This is a genomic window from Bradyrhizobium sp. AZCC 1719 (assembly GCF_036924525.1).
Lineage (GTDB): Bacteria > Pseudomonadota > Alphaproteobacteria > Rhizobiales > Xanthobacteraceae > Bradyrhizobium.
Genome location: NZ_JAZHRU010000001.1, coordinates 2,614,334 through 2,629,781 on the forward strand (window position 1 = coordinate 2,614,334; position 15,448 = coordinate 2,629,781).

At 63.2% G+C, this 15,448-nt stretch carries 15 protein-coding genes; 8 read left to right on the forward strand and 7 right to left on the reverse strand.

The window, feature by feature from the left end:
- The first annotated feature begins 13 nt into the window (after window positions 1-13).
- The 4 genes from V1292_RS12355 to V1292_RS12370 all read left to right on the forward strand — a co-directional run bounded on the left by V1292_RS12355 (window position 14) and on the right by V1292_RS12370 (window position 4,048).
- On the forward strand, window positions 14-1,144 hold the full coding sequence (locus V1292_RS12355) for a ribonucleotide-diphosphate reductase subunit beta (protein ID WP_334372830.1): 1,131 nt from the start codon (window positions 14-16) through the stop codon (window positions 1,142-1,144).
- A gap of 249 nt (window positions 1,145-1,393) precedes the next feature.
- Window positions 1,394-2,617 carry a glycosyltransferase family 87 protein gene (locus tag V1292_RS12360; RefSeq protein ID WP_334372831.1) on the forward strand — a complete coding sequence of 408 codons (1,224 nt, stop codon included), beginning with the start codon at window positions 1,394-1,396 and terminating at the stop codon, window positions 2,615-2,617.
- 224 nt (window positions 2,618-2,841) lie between these two features.
- Window positions 2,842-3,516, forward strand: a complete 675-nt coding sequence (locus V1292_RS12365) for a TetR/AcrR family transcriptional regulator (RefSeq protein ID WP_334372832.1) — start codon at window positions 2,842-2,844, stop codon at window positions 3,514-3,516.
- Window positions 3,517-3,622: 106 nt separating this feature from the next.
- Window positions 3,623-4,048 carry an OsmC family protein gene (locus V1292_RS12370; protein ID WP_334372833.1) on the forward strand — a complete coding sequence of 142 codons (426 nt, stop codon included), beginning with the start codon at window positions 3,623-3,625 and terminating at the stop codon, window positions 4,046-4,048.
- A gap of 150 nt (window positions 4,049-4,198) precedes the next feature.
- Here the strand turns inward: V1292_RS12370 and pyk are convergent, their stop codons facing one another.
- Together pyk and V1292_RS12380 are read right to left on the reverse strand one after the other, a co-directional pair.
- Window positions 4,199-5,635: a pyruvate kinase gene (pyk, locus tag V1292_RS12375; protein ID WP_334372834.1), complete on the reverse strand. Its 1,437-nt coding sequence runs from the start codon at window positions 5,633-5,635 to the stop codon at window positions 4,199-4,201.
- Complete coding sequence (locus tag V1292_RS12380; RefSeq protein ID WP_334372835.1) at window positions 5,632-6,216, reverse strand: DUF1036 domain-containing protein; 585 nt, start codon at window positions 6,214-6,216, stop codon at window positions 5,632-5,634. The genes pyk and V1292_RS12380 overlap by 4 nt, the downstream gene beginning before the upstream one ends.
- A gap of 200 nt (window positions 6,217-6,416) precedes the next feature.
- On the opposite strand from V1292_RS12380, the gene V1292_RS12385 reads away from it, so the two are divergent.
- A complete protein-coding gene (locus V1292_RS12385; RefSeq protein WP_028351318.1) occupies window positions 6,417-6,719 on the forward strand; it encodes a DUF1244 domain-containing protein in 303 nt (100 codons plus the stop codon).
- A 277-nt stretch (window positions 6,720-6,996) separates the two neighbouring features.
- Window positions 6,997-7,269, forward strand: coding sequence for a DUF2312 domain-containing protein (locus V1292_RS12390; RefSeq protein WP_057847308.1), 273 nt, complete (start codon window positions 6,997-6,999; stop codon window positions 7,267-7,269).
- A gap of 212 nt (window positions 7,270-7,481) precedes the next feature.
- On the opposite strand, the gene V1292_RS12395 is transcribed toward V1292_RS12390, so the two are convergent.
- The 5 genes from V1292_RS12395 to V1292_RS12415 all read right to left on the reverse strand — a co-directional run bounded on the left by V1292_RS12395 (window position 7,482) and on the right by V1292_RS12415 (window position 14,591).
- Complete coding sequence (locus V1292_RS12395; protein WP_334372836.1) at window positions 7,482-9,125, reverse strand: DUF882 domain-containing protein; 1,644 nt, start codon at window positions 9,123-9,125, stop codon at window positions 7,482-7,484.
- Between the two features lie 255 nt (window positions 9,126-9,380).
- Window positions 9,381-11,528 (reverse strand): L,D-transpeptidase family protein, encoded by a 2,148-nt coding sequence (locus tag V1292_RS12400; RefSeq protein ID WP_334372838.1) that lies wholly within the window; start codon window positions 11,526-11,528, stop codon window positions 9,381-9,383.
- A 360-nt stretch (window positions 11,529-11,888) separates the two neighbouring features.
- Window positions 11,889-13,388 carry a sigma-54-dependent transcriptional regulator gene (locus tag V1292_RS12405; RefSeq protein WP_334372839.1) on the reverse strand — a complete coding sequence of 500 codons (1,500 nt, stop codon included), beginning with the start codon at window positions 13,386-13,388 and terminating at the stop codon, window positions 11,889-11,891.
- A 102-nt stretch (window positions 13,389-13,490) separates the two neighbouring features.
- Entirely contained in the window at window positions 13,491-14,132 is a 642-nt protein-coding gene (locus V1292_RS12410; RefSeq protein ID WP_334372841.1) for a TerC family protein, read from the reverse strand.
- Window positions 14,133-14,249: 117 nt separating this feature from the next.
- On the reverse strand, window positions 14,250-14,591 hold the full coding sequence (locus V1292_RS12415) for a hypothetical protein (RefSeq protein WP_334372843.1): 342 nt from the start codon (window positions 14,589-14,591) through the stop codon (window positions 14,250-14,252).
- A 78-nt stretch (window positions 14,592-14,669) separates the two neighbouring features.
- Between V1292_RS12415 and V1292_RS12420 the strand changes: the two genes are divergently transcribed.
- Together V1292_RS12420 and V1292_RS12425 are read left to right on the forward strand one after the other, a co-directional pair.
- Window positions 14,670-15,002, forward strand: coding sequence for a helix-turn-helix domain-containing protein (locus tag V1292_RS12420; RefSeq protein WP_334372845.1), 333 nt, complete (start codon window positions 14,670-14,672; stop codon window positions 15,000-15,002).
- 2 nt (window positions 15,003-15,004) lie between these two features.
- Window positions 15,005-15,442, forward strand: coding sequence for a hypothetical protein (locus V1292_RS12425; protein WP_334372846.1), 438 nt, complete (start codon window positions 15,005-15,007; stop codon window positions 15,440-15,442).
- The last annotated feature ends 6 nt before the right edge of the window (window positions 15,443-15,448 follow it).

Below are 15,448 nucleotides of genomic sequence, written 5' to 3' on the forward strand. Positions count from 1 at the left end.
AAAGGAAGCCACAATGCTCGACTGGTCCGAACCATCCGCATCCCCGCGTCAGACGCCGCCGCCCCTCGTGGCGCAATCCGATGCCCAAGTCGAACAAACCGGCCTCTGCATGATAGATCGTCGCGGCGGACGCGTATCTGTCGACGACAAGCTGATGATCAACTGCCGCGCCGACGTCAATCAATTGCTGCCGCTGAAATACAAATGGGCCTGGGAGAAATATCTCGCCGGCTGCAATAATCACTGGATGCCGACCGAAGTTTCCATGCAGGCCGACATCGCGCTGTGGAAATCGCGCGACGGGCTGACGGAAGACGAGCGCCGCGCCATCAAGCGCAACCTCGGCTTCTTTGCGGCCTCCGAAAGCCTGGTCGCCAACAACATCGTGCTGGCGATCTACCGCCATCTGACCAATCCGGAGTGCCGGCAATATCTGCTGCGGCAATCCTTCGAGGAGGCGGTGCACACCCATACCTTCCAGTACATCGTCGAGAGCCTGGGGCTCGACGAGGGCGAGCTATTCAATATGTATCGCGAGGTGCCGTCGATTACCGACAAGGCAGCCTGGGCGCTGAAGCACACGCAGCATCTCGACGATCCCGATTTTAAGACCGGGACGCCGCAAGCCGATCAGGCGTTCCTGCGCGATCTCGTCGCCTTCTACGTCATCTTCGAAGGCATGTGGTTCTATACGGGCTTCGCGCAGATCCTCTCGCTCGGCCGCCGCAACAAGATGGTCGGCATCGCCGAGCAGTACCAGTACATCCTGCGCGATGAATCCATTCACCTGAATTTCGGCATCGATGTCATCAACCAGATCAAGATCGAAAATCCGCATCTATGGACCAAGGCGTTCCAGGACGAAGTCCGCGCCATGGTGCGCGAGGCGGCTGAACTGGAAGCGGCGTACGGGCGAGACACCATGCCGCGCGGGTTTCTCGGGCTGAATGCGGCGCTGTGCGAGAGCTACATGCACTTCATCGCCAACCGCCGCTGCGCGCAGCTCGGGCTGCAGCGGGTGTTCGACGAGACCGAGAATCCGTTCCCCTGGATGTCGGAAGCGATGGACCTGAAGAAGGAGAAGAATTTCTTCGAGACTCGGGTGATCGAGTACCAGAACGGCGGTGCGCTGAGCTGGGAGTAGGTGGGCGGATGCTCTCCGCTCGCCGTCCCGCGCACGCGGGGACCCACACCGCGTGATTCCTCAATGAGGCATTTAGGTGGACGCTCATTGTAAACAATTAGCTCCAGTGGTTATGGGTCCCTGCGTTCGCAGCGACGACGTAAAATCCCGCCGCTTGCGCCCGAAAACTTAAGATTTCGTCAATTCAGTCCGGCCTATTGCTTGAAGGCGTGCGCGTTCGGACGAGGCGCGCCCAGGCAAGGACTGCGCATGACCGCCTCTCTTTCCAGCCCCAAACCCAGCCACGACCAAGCTCCAATTCCCGAATGGCTCGTCAGGGTCTGCCTGGTACTGGCGGTTGCAAATGTGAGCCTTTGCGGAGTGGCGTATTTCTCGCACTGGTGGGTGTACGATACCAACGGCCTCGGTATTCCGACTGACTTCATCAACGTCTGGGCCGCGGGCCGTCTGGTGCTCGATGGCGTTCCGGCGCAGGCCTATGATTGGGACATCCAGAAGCAGATCGAGGTCGCCAAGCTCGGTCAGGATTTCGTCGGCTATTTTGCCTGGCACTATCCGCCGCCGTTTCTGTTCGTCGCATCCCTGCTGGCGCAGCTTCCTTATCAGCTCGCCTATATCGGCTGGGTCGTGGTCAGCTTCTTACCCTTCCTTGTCGCGGTGCGTGCGATCGTCGGCCACACCTTCGGCTATCTGCTTGCGCTTGCCATTCCGATGGCTTTCATCAACGCGCTGGTCGGGCAGAACGGCTTCCTCACCGCTGCGCTGATCGGCGGCACGCTCTATCTGATCCCGGTACGGCCGGTGCTGGCGGGCATCTGCCTCGGGCTATTGACGTACAAGCCGCAATACGGGCTGCTGTTTCCAATCGCGTTGATCGCAGCCGGGCAGTGGCGGGTGTTCATCAGCGCCAGCGTCACGGCGATCGTGCTGGCCTTTGCCTCATGGCTTGCTTTCGGCATCGAAAGCTGGCTGGCGTTCTTCCACTGGATGCCGAAATTCTCGCAAGCCTTCCTGACCGAGGGCAAAGCCACATGGTGGAAGCTGCAGAGCATTTTCTCGCTGGTGCGTTACTTCGGCGGCAGCGAGCCGCTCGGCTGGGCGTTCCAGTGGGTCCTCACCGCCTCCGTTGCCGTGGTCATGGCGCTGATGTGGCGAAGCCGCGCGCCCTACACGTTGAAGGCCGCTAGCCTTGCCGCTGGCACGATGCTGACCACGCCCTATCTCTTCATGTACGACATGATGGTGCTAGCGATCCCGATCGCCTTCCTCATCCGCATCGGACTGAGGAACGGCTTTCGCACCTACGAGCTTCCGGCGCTGGGTGTCACCGTCGCCCTCATCGTGTGTTATATGTTCACCGGTATTCCGACGGGACTCGGCGCCACGCTGATCGTGGGCGGTCTGGTCTTGCGCCGCGCCGGTCCCTGGTGGCGGCGCGAGACGGCGCCGGCATTGGCTACGGCACGTGCGTGAACGGCCCGACGCCAGGCCGGCCAGCGTGAGAGCTTGTTAGTGGTTCACAAGCCCCGCCGGCAAAACCTCTCCCGATCCCTGTTGCAAAACCGTCTTGTCATCAGCCGTGAATAGTTGTTCACTTCTTCAAGCGATAGCGCTCTTTATCGCTCAAGACATTGAAGGTGTGCGCGTTCTGGCAGGCTCCGCGGGGCTCGAAGGCGCGCCGGGGACGGAAACGCGCCATGGTCTATCGGCGAACCCATCAGGTCGTAAAGCGGCTGGCGGCGCGGCGTAGCGCCATCCTGGCGGCGGCGCGGGATGCTGCGGCCGAAGGCGGCATGGCGGCGGTGCAGATCGCCCCGGTTGCGGTCCGCGCCAATGTCGCGGCCGGCACAGTCTATCGTTACTTCCCCTCCAAGGCCGAACTGATTTCCGAACTGATCGCCGAGGTCTCGCGGGATGAGCTGGCCGCGATTCGCCGCGCGGCGGATGCGGCGCCGGGACCGTCCTCGGCGCTCGCCGCCGCCGTCACCACGGTTGCCGTGCATGTGCTGTCGCAGCGCAGGCTCGCCTGGGGCATTCTGGCCGAACCTGTCGATGTCGACGTCTCGGTGTCGCGGCTTGCCAGCCGCCGCGAAATCTCCGGCGAGATCGCTGCCAGAATTGACGCCGCGGTGCGTGCCGGCCATCTGCCGGCGCAGGATACCGCGCTCGCCGCCACCGCGCTGCTCGGTGCGCTGCATGAATCGCTGGTTGGCCCGCTGGCGCCCGAGAATCTGGATGACCCCGCGAAGCTGCGCGACGCCGTGCAAACGGTCACACTTTTGGCGCTACGTGCCGTAGGCGTGATGGATGCCCGCGCCCGCGGCCTCGTGGTGCAGGCGGTGCTGCCGGCCAAGGCGCTGGTCGGGGCCTAGGAACTTCCCGCCTTTGCGACACGCCCTTTGTCGCAACCATTTGTGTCGCAACCATTTGCCACGCTGCGGCTTATCGACGGGTCCAACCCGCGATCAGGAGCATGCGATGAGCACGACATCAGGGTCTGCCAAATGGCAGGGCGGTATCAAGGACGGCAAGGGCGCAATCTCGACCAAAAGCGGCGCGCTGAGTGACTATCCTTACGGCTTTTCGAGCCGCTTCGAGGGCAAGCCTGGCTCCAATCCGGAAGAGCTGATCGGCGCGGCGCACGCCGCGTGCTTCACCATGGCGCTGTCGCTGATTCTGGGTGAAGCCAAGCTCACCGCCGAGCACATGGAAACCAAGGCCGACGTAACGCTGGAAAAACAGGGCGATGGTTTTGCCGTCACCTCGATTCATCTGACACTGAATGCGAAGATACCCGGCGCTGAGGACACGAAATTTCAGGAGCTGGCGGGTAAGGCCAAGGAGGGCTGCCCGATCTCGAAGCTTCTGAACACCAAGATCACGCTGGACGCGAAGCTGCAGTAGTCGGCGCGAAGCGGCGAACTATGGTGCAATTGCGCACCTGAGAATCTCTCGCGCCACAAGCTCGCCACAAGCTCTGGATTCCGGGCTCGCGCGTGCGCGTGGCCGGGAAGGACGGTGAGAGCTGACGGTCGCGCCATCACCTACACGCCATCACTTATCGGGCTTGCCCTCCCCACCGACAGTGGCGATGCGCACCATGTTGGTGGTGCCGGGGATGCGAAGCGGCACGCCGGCGACGATGATCACGCGCTGGCCTGCGTTGGCGAAGCCGTCACGAAACGCGATCGAGCCGGCGCGGTCGACCATGTCGTCCTGGTCGTGCGCATCTTCCGCCACCACGCAATGCACACCCCAGACAACCGACAATTTGCGGCCGGTCTCAAGGTTCGGCGTGATCGCCACCACCGGCAGCTTCGGCCGCTCGCGGGCCACGCGGATCGCCGTGGAGCCCGACGAGGTCCAGCAGATGATCGCGGATAATTCCAGCGTCTCGGCGATCTGCCGCGCGGCGTCCGCGATGGCATCGCCGACCGTATTCTCCGGCTCGGCCCGCTGCGCCGACAGCACCGAGCGATAGGTCGGATCGCGCTCCACCTCTTCGCCGATGCGATTCATGGTCGAGACTGCTTCGACCGGGAATTTGCCGGCGGCGGACTCCGCTGACAGCATGATGGCGTCGGCGCCTTCATAGACGGCGGTCGCGACGTCAGAGACTTCGGCGCGCGTCGGCACCGGCGCCTGGATCATCGATTCCAGCATTTGCGTTGCGATCACCACCGGCTTGCCGGCCCGACGCGCCATCCGCGTCATCTGTTTCTGCAGGCTCGGCACCCGCTCCAGCGGCAGCTCGACGCCGAGGTCGCCGCGCGCCACCATCAGCGCGTCGGAAGCATCGATGATCTCGGCGAGCCGGTCGATCGCCTGCGGCTTCTCGATCTTGGCCATGACAGCGGCGCGGCCGCGGATCATCCGCTTGGCTTCGTTGACATCCTCGGCGCGCTGCACGAAGGAAAGCGCGACCCAGTCTATCCCGGTCGTCAGCGCGGCTTCCAGATCGGCACGGTCCTTCGGCGTCATCGCCGACACCGGCAGATCGGTATCGGGCAGGCTGACGCCCTTGCGGTCCGACATCTTGCCGCCGATCACCACCCGCGTCACTGCGCGCTCGCTCGACGTCTCCTCGGCAATCAGGCGCACCTTGCCGTCGTCGAGCAGCAGCGCATGACCCGGCCGCAGTGCTGCGAGAATTTCCGGATGCGGCAACTGCACGCGGTTGTTATCGCCGGGCGTCTTGTCCGAATCGAGCACAAAACTCTGGCCGTTCTTGAGCTGCGTCGAACCTTCGGTGAACGCGCCGAGCCGCAGCTTCGGTCCCTGCAGGTCGACGAGGATGCCGATCGGACGGCCGTAGCTGCTCTCGACATTGCGGATGGTATTGACCAGCTCGCGCATCTTGTCGTGCGGCGTGTGGCTCATGTTGATGCGGAACACGTCCGCACCGGCCTCGAACAGTTTCCGGATCATCGCGCTGTCGGACGATGCCGGGCCGAGGGTTGCGAGAATCTTGATACGACGGAGCCGTCTCATTGCTTGGGCGCCGGGGCTGGCGGCAGACCCGGTCCACCCGGCGGATTGGACAGGCCGGGAACCCCGCCGGGGCCCCCCGGTCCCATTGTGCCTGGAATTCCCGGCACGCGCTGCCCGGGCTGCTCGTTGGCTTCTGTCAGTTGCACGGTCCACGCTCGCTGTTCGCCTGTATCGACCTCGAAGAACCCGGTGCGGTCATAGCCACGCGCCAGGCAGTTCTCGGTCCCCTTGATGGTGAATTCCTTATCACGCGAACACATGAAGGCCTGTCCCGACCATTCGCCGCCGCGGTCATAGTCGAGCGCGTAGATGTAATAGTAGCGCGCAACAAGAGTTCCGCGCAGCAGGGTCTCGCAACTGCGTGACGACACGTTCCACCACCCTTCGGTGGTCCAGCCCTCGGCATCCTTGTAGCCCAGCGCGATGCCGACCCGGCTGGACGTATTGTTGCAGAGCCGGAAATCGGCCGCCGCTGGACTGCTCCACAGACACGCCACCGCCAGTGCAAACAGCGGCGCAAGGCCGGCGGCGGTCACGCGAGCGGGGAGGGGAGACAAGCAGCGCGAATCTTTTCCGATCATGCAGCGAAGCTATATCAAATCATTGACGATTTCGCGTGACCCGGCGGGGCCTGTCAACGGCAGGGGAACGCCTTTCCCGCGCTATGGGAAACCGCGGCTCCTTGTGAGGTTGCCAATTTTGCGCGCAGATATGGCAAAATCTGTGACAATTACCACCTGATATCAATATGCTCGGAACATGTGACGCGGGATGCAAGGCCATGACGATCGACGACAAAACCAGAACAGAACTGGAAGCCGCCGTTTTCCGGCGCCTGGTCGGCCACCTGCGTGCCCGCACCGACGTCCAGAACATCGATCTGATGAATCTGGCCGGTTTCTGCCGTAACTGCCTGTCCAACTGGATGAAGGAAGAGGCCGACGCCAAGGGGGTCGCCGTCAGCAAGGACGAGAGCCGCGAGGCGGTCTACGGCATGCCCTATGAGGAGTGGAAGGCGAAATATCAGGGCACCGCCACGCCTGAGCAGCTAGCCGCAATGAAGAAGGTTCATCCCGGGCATTGAGCCGTTCTGGCTCCTTTGTTCGTCATGGCCGGGCTTGTCCCGGCCATCCACGTCTTCATTGCCGCGACGCTGTTAAGACGTGGATGCCCGGGACGAGCCCGGGCATGACGGAAACAGAATCGCCCTCATCTCCTGTGGGCGCGCTGTGGATGAGCGCGATGCTGCCTTGACGCGAGGCCCCCCGATCTTGAGGGTCATCTGCGAAAAAGCGCCGTGCGGTAACGCGTGCGGCGCTTGATCTTTCAGCATCACCATCAGTTCCACTCAGGAGTACCCGATGGCCACCTCCGCCGCCGCCGTCCAGGACGAGCCCGCGACAAGATTCGCCAAAGACCAGCTCAAGGCCATCATCGAGCGCATCGAGCGTCTGGAAGAAGAAAAGAAGACGATCTCCGACGACATCCGTGACGTCTATGCCGAAGCCAAGGGCAACGGCTTCGACACCAAGGCGCTGCGCACCATCGTGCGGATGCGCAAGCAGGATGCCAACGAGCGCGCCGAGCAGGAAACCATTTTGGAAACCTACATGCAGGCGCTTGGGATGCTGTGAGGCTTCCGTCGTCCTGGCCAAGCGAACCAACGGGTCCGGCCCTCGGCCGGCCCGATGACAGGCTCCGTGAGCGCGAGCTGGGACCCATAATCACAAATGGTGATGTTGCGCAAAGCTGGGGCCACAGCCGGCTCTAAGGCGCACGTTTGTGGCTATGGGTCATCGCGTTCGCGAGGACGACATCGAGATTGTGGAAGCAGTGCGGGCCGCGCCTAGCGCAGCGCGGCGGTGCGCAGCACGAACGACTGCGTCGGCAGTTGCACGGTTGCCGATCCGGTGAAGCGATCGCAGGTCATGCCCATCATCGGATCTTCCGAGAACGTCATGGAGACCGCGGCCTGCGGCTTGACGAAGTGGGCGCGCATCTGGGTCATCTCGGTGTCGCCGAGCACGGTCGTCGACATTGCGCTGCTGGCACTCGGCGCCAGCATCACCACCCGCATCCAGATATTGTTGCCCTGTGCGGCGGCAAGGCGGGTCGAGGTGGCGACCACGCTGTCCTGACCCTGGGTGCCTTTGGCGACAACGGTGTTGATTTCGGTCGCAGCGGCGCCGGAGCTGCGCGCCGGACGGGCGGGGCGCGGGATAGCCGCGGAGGCGGCGACGATGTTGGAGCGATCGAGCGGCGAAGAAGCGGCCGGCGCATAGGCCATCGCCTTGTTGAACGCGTCGCTGACGCTGGCGGTCGGCTGCGGATCGGTGGCGGCGGCGAGCGCCTGCCGGGCGCGGAGGGCCGCAACCTGCGCCGGGGTTGCCTGGTTCGCCGCGGTCGGCACGTCGTCCCAGAAGCCGCGGGAATTGATGATATCGGCGGGCGTTTGCGGCCTCGGCTCGGCCTTGTCGGCGGACGCCTGCGCAACCTGTTTCGTCTCAGGCTTGTTCGTCTCAGGCTTGGGCTCGGCTCGAGCTTTGGGCGCCGACGCGATCTGGGCGTCGGCCGACGCGAGCTGGATCGTCGCACCGACCGGCTTTGCGCGCGGGGTCGGGACCGGTTCGGCGGATTTCACAGCAGCCACACTGGTCGGTGCAGGCTTCTCGTTCTTGACGGGGGCGCTGGCGGCCTCGTCATCCTCTTCAGTCGACTTGCCGCCCCTGAACAGGGCTGCGAACAGGTTCGGCATCTTGATGGTAGCGGCACTGTCGCCATTGCCGCGGCGTTCGATGTCGGCGCGGGCCAGTTCATAGCCCTTCATCGGACCGCCATTGGACGGCAGGTGCACCGTGCGTCCGTCCGGGAATACCCTGGCAAGCTGATCGTGGGTCATGCGCGGCCAGTGACGAACGCTGCCGGTATCGAGGTGGACGAAAGGCGATCCGGAGGTCGGGTAGAAGCCGACGCCGCCGCGCTGCAAGCGGAGGCCGGCGGCGCGGATCTGCTCCAGCGGCACGTCCGGGATGTAGAAGTCCATGGCGTGGCCGAGCATGTGCTGGCTGAAACGCGCCACGCCGGAGGAGCGGCGGCGGAGCATGGAGTTGGTGGCGGGGGAGCGATAGGCGGAGATGATCTGGATCGGCTTCTTGCCGTCGACGTCGCGGTAGACTTCCCAGATGATATCGAACAGGTGCCGATCCATCGTGGTGGAGTCCTGGCTGCGCCAGTCGCGAAGGAAGTGATTGAGCTTCTTCAGCGCCTCTTCGTCGTAGCGCCCGTCGCGCTTGAAGGTGACGGTGAGATCTTCGCCGGAATGGGTATGGTGAAAGGAGAGGGTGCGGGTTTCGTTCAGCGCCGTCGCATCATGCACCGTGCCCGCGCCAGCCAGCAGCAAAAGCGACGTCAAGCCGATCCGACATCCGGCCTTTGGCAGAGCAAGCGGATTGAATTGGCGCGCGAAACCAGCCAGCACGTATGAGCCCACCCAGTCGACGAGCGTTCACGGTGTTTCTTTTGCAGACCCCCGGCAAAAGACGGTGAACGCTTTCTTAAAGCAGGAGGGTTAACCGAGGTTTACCGTCCTGCCCCCAAGCAAGCCTTAACCTAACGCGTTGACTATGGCGAAAAAGTGCCCGGTGTCGAATCCGGATGGATGGTGGTTAACGTAAACAATCTCTCCGGCGAGGAGAGATTGTTGATTTTGTTCGAAAATTCAGCCCTCAGGCGGTAGTGCTCCGGATTACCGGGTGAACCGCGGTTGCGGTCGCCGGCCGATCGGTGCCGGCGGCGTCATGGGCGACGGACCGCCGAACAGGCGCTCGAAGAATGACGGGCCGGACGAGAAGGTGTTGTCGCTGGCGAAGTTGACGCCGGCCGGCAGGCTCGAGCCGGCCGGGCGCGAATAGCTCGGCTGCGCATGGGCAACCATGGCCTCCAAATCCCTGCTGCGGCCGTTCTTGAGCAGGGCGATCATCGTGGCGTCGCGGCCATAGATGTCCTTGCGGATCTGCAGCTTGCCGGCATCGTCCACGAAAGCGGTCTGGTAGGTGATGTTGACCGGGATCGGCGTCGGGAATTTCAGGTCGATCTCGCTGCGGCCGTACATGCTGCGGATCTTTTCCGGCGTATAGCGCTCGTTCGGCATCGTGATGTTGAGCAGCGTCGAGGCGTATTGATCCGGATTCTGCACCCGCATGCAGCCATGGCTGAAGGCGCGCTCTTCCTTCGCGAACAGATGCTTGTCCGGGGTGTCGTGCTGATAGACCAGGAACTTGTTCGGGAAGTTGAAGCGGATGCGGCCGAGCGCATTGGCTTCACCGGGCGGCTGCGAAATGTGGATGCTGCCGTCGCGGCGGCGCTCGAGCCTCAGACCCATGCGATCCAGCACGGTCGGATCCTGCTGCAGCGCCGGCAGATATTCGTTGTAGATGATCGACGGCGGCACGTTCCATGTCGGGTTGACGGTGATGAACTTCATCGTTTCCGTCAGCATCGGCGTGGCGTGCTTGCCCGGCTTTCCGGTCACCACGCGGGTGGTCCACACCGGGGCCCCGTTCTGCATCACCTTCAGCGTGAAGTCGGGCACATTGAGGATGACATAGGCATTGCCGAGCGAGGCAGCGCCGAGTTGGCGCGGCAGCCAGCGCAAGCGCTCCAGATTGACGAGGACGATGTCGATCTGCCGGTCGCGCTTCGGGCTGTTGATCGCCTTCACCGTGCGGTCGTCAAGCACGCCGGTCGGCTTGAGATCGACGCTCTCCTGGAATTTGCGTACGGCGGCAGCAACCTTGGCGTCGTAATGCGTGCCGTCGGGATTTTCGGTGACGCCGAGCTTGGCGCGCAGTTGCGGCACGCGCGGGTCTTCCGGCGCGACCTCACCCTGCTTCTTGGTGGCGGCCTTGTACGCCAGCGCCGGACCCTCGGCGATGTGGATCATCGGTCCGTCGCCCTGGCCGCGCAGCTCGGCGAGCTTGGCCTTCAGATCCTTGTAGAGCTTGTGCGGCGGGTTGTAGCCGTCGAGCGCAGCTGAAGCGTCCTTGGCAGTCGAGATGTTGGCGAGCACTTCGGCCGGATCGGTCGGGTGCTCGGGGTACTGGATGTCGGCAGCGACCTGCGACCAGTGCATCCGGCCGCTCTGGGCCTGCCGCGCATAGTCGAGCATGCTCGCGGTCAGTTTCAGTTCGGCTTCGGCGAGCTGGTCCGGCGAAGTGGCGGCGGCAAAATCCGGTACCGGATAGTCGGCCGGATTGAGGCCTTCGGCGGCGGCGTCCTTCATGCGGGCTATCACGCCCTTGCCGCTGTCGGTCAATTTGCCCGCTTGCGTCCATTGCGGCGCATAGTCCCGCGTCGAGTAGAACTTCTCGACGGCAGCGCGCTCGTTCTTGCGGTCGAAATAGCGCAGCGATTTGGCGCCGAGCATGTCGCGCAACCGGTCGGCGACCGGCTGGTCGGCCGGTGCGACGGTGCTGACCTTCACCGGCTCCGTGGCGGGTTCGGAGGCGGGCGCGGTGGCTGTCGCGGCCGGAGGCGTGGTTGTGGCGGCGTCGCTCGGCTTGGCCGCCGGCGCGGTGACGTTCTCCGTCGGCTTGATATCCATCTTGGGTTCAGCCGCCTTCGGGGCCGTCCTCGGTTCGGCCGGCTTCTCTGTTGCCTTGGCCGCATCGGGCACTGTGCCGGTCGAGTCCATCTTGAAATCGCCGATGGTGGGAGGCGGAACGTTAGCGGGCTCGGGACGGGGAACTGCTGCATCGATCGCGAGTTCGGCAGCACTGGCGCGCGGCGTATCCGACGGAGCCGCCAGTGCTGAGGTCGCTGATACCGTGAGGAAGGTTGCCGCGACGGCCATCAGCACGCGGTCAAATCCTGCACGATTCGAACAGTCACGCATCGTCACACCCCCTTGGGCGAAACTGCCCCGGCATGGAACAGTCGTTGGAATGATTCATAGCTTGCGCGGGAAAGCGCCGGCTTCGGTCGGTTTCTCTGTCGTACGCCTGCACGCTACGATTCAAACGCAGACGATACATGTGCCCCTTTCATGCAGCCAGCGCCATGCGGGACCACTCACGACAAACTGACCTCAAACTACCCGTTTGCATTCGGGTCACGCGGTTTTGCCACGCCACCCGTCATTTGTCTGTCACCGCCAAGCCACGGTTCAAAAGCTTCCGAACGACCGATGTCCTTGGTTTGCCACGATCTTTGCCACGCGGGCGCCGTAATCGCGCAAGCGCCCGTTGCTCGCGTCTCAGCTAGCGTCCTGTGCGCCGTCTTCGGCCGGGTCGTTGGCGGCGGCCTCATCGAGCTTGCGGTAGAGCGTGGAACGACCGATCTTGAGCCGGCGCGCGACTTCCGACATCTGGCCGCGATAATGCGAGATCGCGAAACGGATGATCTCGTTTTCCATGTCTTCGAGCGGCCGCACCTCGCCCGTGGTGGTCAGCATCGAAAGGCTGCCGGCAGTGGCGAGCGGGGCAATTGGTATTTCACTACCCGAAACCATGGCGGGCGCCGTCGACGGCGCGACGACCAGCGGTTCGCTGTGCGTTAGCTGGCCGTCCGGTACGCCCTGGCCGAGCACTTGCGGGAAATCAGACAGGCCGAGCTGATCGCTCTCGCTCATGACAACGGCGCGATACATGGTGTTTTCGAGTTGGCGGATGTTGCCGGGCCAATCGAGCTGCGCGAGATGGGCCACGGCCTCGCCGCTGATGCCGGTGATGGTGCGGTTCTCCTCGGCGGCAAAGCGCGCCAGGAAATGCCGCAACAGATGCGGGATGTCTTCGCGCCGCATCCGCAGCGGCGGGATGGTCAGCGGCAGCACGTGCAGCCGGTAGAACAGGTCCTCGCGGAACCCGCCGCTCTTCACGAGGTCGAGCAGCTTGCGGTTCGTTGCGGAAATGATGCGAACGTCGACCTTCACCGGCTTGCGGCCTCCGACCGCCTCGACGGTTCCTTCCTGCAGCGCGCGCAAAAGCTTTACTTGCGCCGCGAGCGGGAGCTCGCCGACCTCGTCGAGAAACAGCGTGCCGCCGGAAGCTTCGACGAACTTGCCCATGTGCCGTTCGGTGGCGCCGGTGAAGGCGCCCTTCTCGTGGCCGAACAGGATCGATTCCACGAGATTGTCGGGAATGGCGCCGCAATTGACCGCGACGAAGGGTTTTGCCTTGCGTTCGCCGGAGCCGTGAATGGCGCGGGCGAACAATTCCTTGCCGACGCCGGATTCGCCCTCGATCAGAACAGGAATGCTGGAAGCTGCCGCCTTCTGCGCGGTGCGCAGCACGGCTGCCATGGTTTCGCTGCGCGTGATGATGTCGGCAAAGGTCAGCCGTCCCTCGCGGCTGTGGCGGATGCGCTGCAATTCGCCCTTGAGCGCCGAGGTGTTGAGCGCGTTGCGCAGCGACACCTGCAGCCGTTCGAAGCCGACCGGCTTGACCACGAAATCCTGCGCGCCGGCGCGCATCGCCGAAACCACATTGTCGATGCCGCCATGCGCGGTCTGCACGATGACGGGGATGCTCAGGCCTGCTTCACGCATTTTTGCGAGCACGCCGAGCCCGTCGAGGCCTGGCATTACGAGGTCGAGCACGACCGCGTCGACCGCTTGCGCATCCGGAGCCGTCAGCAAGGCGACGGCCGCATCGCCGCTGTCGACGACCAGAGGCTCATAGCCGCACTTCTGCACCATGTTTTCAACCAAACGGCGCTGCACGGCGTCGTCGTCGGCAATCAAAATGGTGGCAGCCATGGCTCTCCCCGCACGCTACTGTATTGTACCGAATCGGGGCAATTTCGCCGATGCCGATTAACGTTCTCTTAAACGTTGAAAAACGGCGTTGTTGAGAAGCGGCTAGGCGTTGAGGTGCGGCCACACTTCGAGCGCGCCGCGATAGCACATGTCGAGAGCCACATAGAGTATGATGGCGAGGCCGACATAGGCGATCCAGCGCTGCTTTTCCAGGAGGCGCGCGATGAAGTTGGCGGCGAGCCCCATCAGCGCGATGGAGAGCGCCAAGCCGAAAATCAGAATCATCGGATGCTCGCGCGCGGCGCCCGCGACGGCGAGTACGTTGTCCAGCGACATCGAAACGTCGGCGAGCGTGATCTGCCAGACGGCCTGGCCAAGCGTTTTTTGATGACGTCCACCGGCTGACGCATCGATCGCGCTTGCGGCCGAGAGACTCTGCATTTTCGGTTCATGATGCGACGTACGCAACTCGCGCCACATCTTCCAGCACACCCAAAGCAGCAGAATGCCGCCGGCAAGCAGCAGTCCGATGATTTGCAGCAATTGGACCGTTACGGAGGCGAAGCCGATCCGCAGCGCCGTGGCGGCCAAAATGCCGATCAGAATCGCCTTCTTGCGCTGGCCCTCGGGGAGACCCGCGGCCGCAAGTCCGATGACGATCGCATTGTCGCCGGCGAGCACCAGGTCGATCATCACGACCTGGAAAAACGCTGTCAGGGATTGAGAGGAGATCAACTCTAGCATTTGGGCCACTCCGTTGAAGTGTCCAATCCGACATCGCAGTTCGCGTGAACTGCCAGAGGGGCCCGGGCTTGGACGCACATGTAAAAGGGCGCAGTCAGGCTGCGAAAACTGCTTCCGTTACTCAGGTTGGTCGGAAAGGGCGAAGAGCTCGACGAGTTGATCCGGTTCGATCAGGACGGACAGGACGACGCCGATGAACGTCAGGCTTCCGGCGAGGTCGAACCACATGATGCGGAATCGGTCGCGCCGGCAGAGCAGCGCGAAGCCGGCCGTTAATGCGGCAACGCCAAAGAGCAGGGTGACGATCGCGGGCGCCAGCGCATCCGCCGGCACCACGTTCCGGATTCCTACGGTCGCAATCAGCGCCACGAGCAGGATGCCGGCGAACAACTCCTTGCCGCGAGCCGCAGGGGAGCGGGCGGTCGTTTCAACAATCTGACTGCGGTCCAAGAAAGCCATCGGATTCTTATTCGCGAGCTGAGATTGTGGTAGGGAACATTACCTACCCGGTCATTCATTCCAGATAGTTTAGTAATCATGAAACGAGTAAAACATCAAGATGGTTCCGCTGAACGTCAGCCGGCTAAGGTCGCGCCGGACGCCAAGCAGTTGCGGAAACTGGCCGGGGATTGGCTGAAGCAGCGAAGGGCTGATGCCGAATTGTCGCAGGCGGATCTCGCTGCCCGCCTCGGCCTGAAATATTACACGTTCATCTCCCAGGTCGAGAACGGGTTCAGTCGAGTTCCAACTGAAATTATGGGAGCTTGGGCCGGCGAATTGGGTCTTGAACCGGCCGCCTTCGCTAGGCATCTGTTAAGGTACTACGAGCCGGAATTGCACCGGCTGCTGTTCGGAGCGGAAAGCACATGAGTGTGGTTGCGTTCGAGCGCAAACAGGATGCGGGCGAGTGGAGCGAGCGAGAACTCAGCACCATCGTTGCGGCTCTGAACGCAGCGCTTGCGCCGGGCACCGGACGCGAATGGGAAACCGGCATGACGGAGAAGCGCGATCCCCAGTTCTACCTGCTGGGACCGCTTCCGGATCAGGCTTGCGAGTTGTGCGTCTCGCGGATCGGCGGACGCTATATCCTTGAGGATGGATGGGGGCGGCTGCTCTTCGAGCACCGAAACCTCGATCTGGTCGTTCTGCACGCGCGGGCGGCAGTCCCGAGCACGTCGTGGCTTATGGTACGCGTGATCGTGTTGTGGTGTGCGATCCGTGGTGTGATGCACGAAAGGATCGAGCCGATGCTCGCCGAAAGCGAGGAGCTGCTTGTCCAATTGGCACCGCAGCTTTCGGCTTTCGCCTGATCTCGC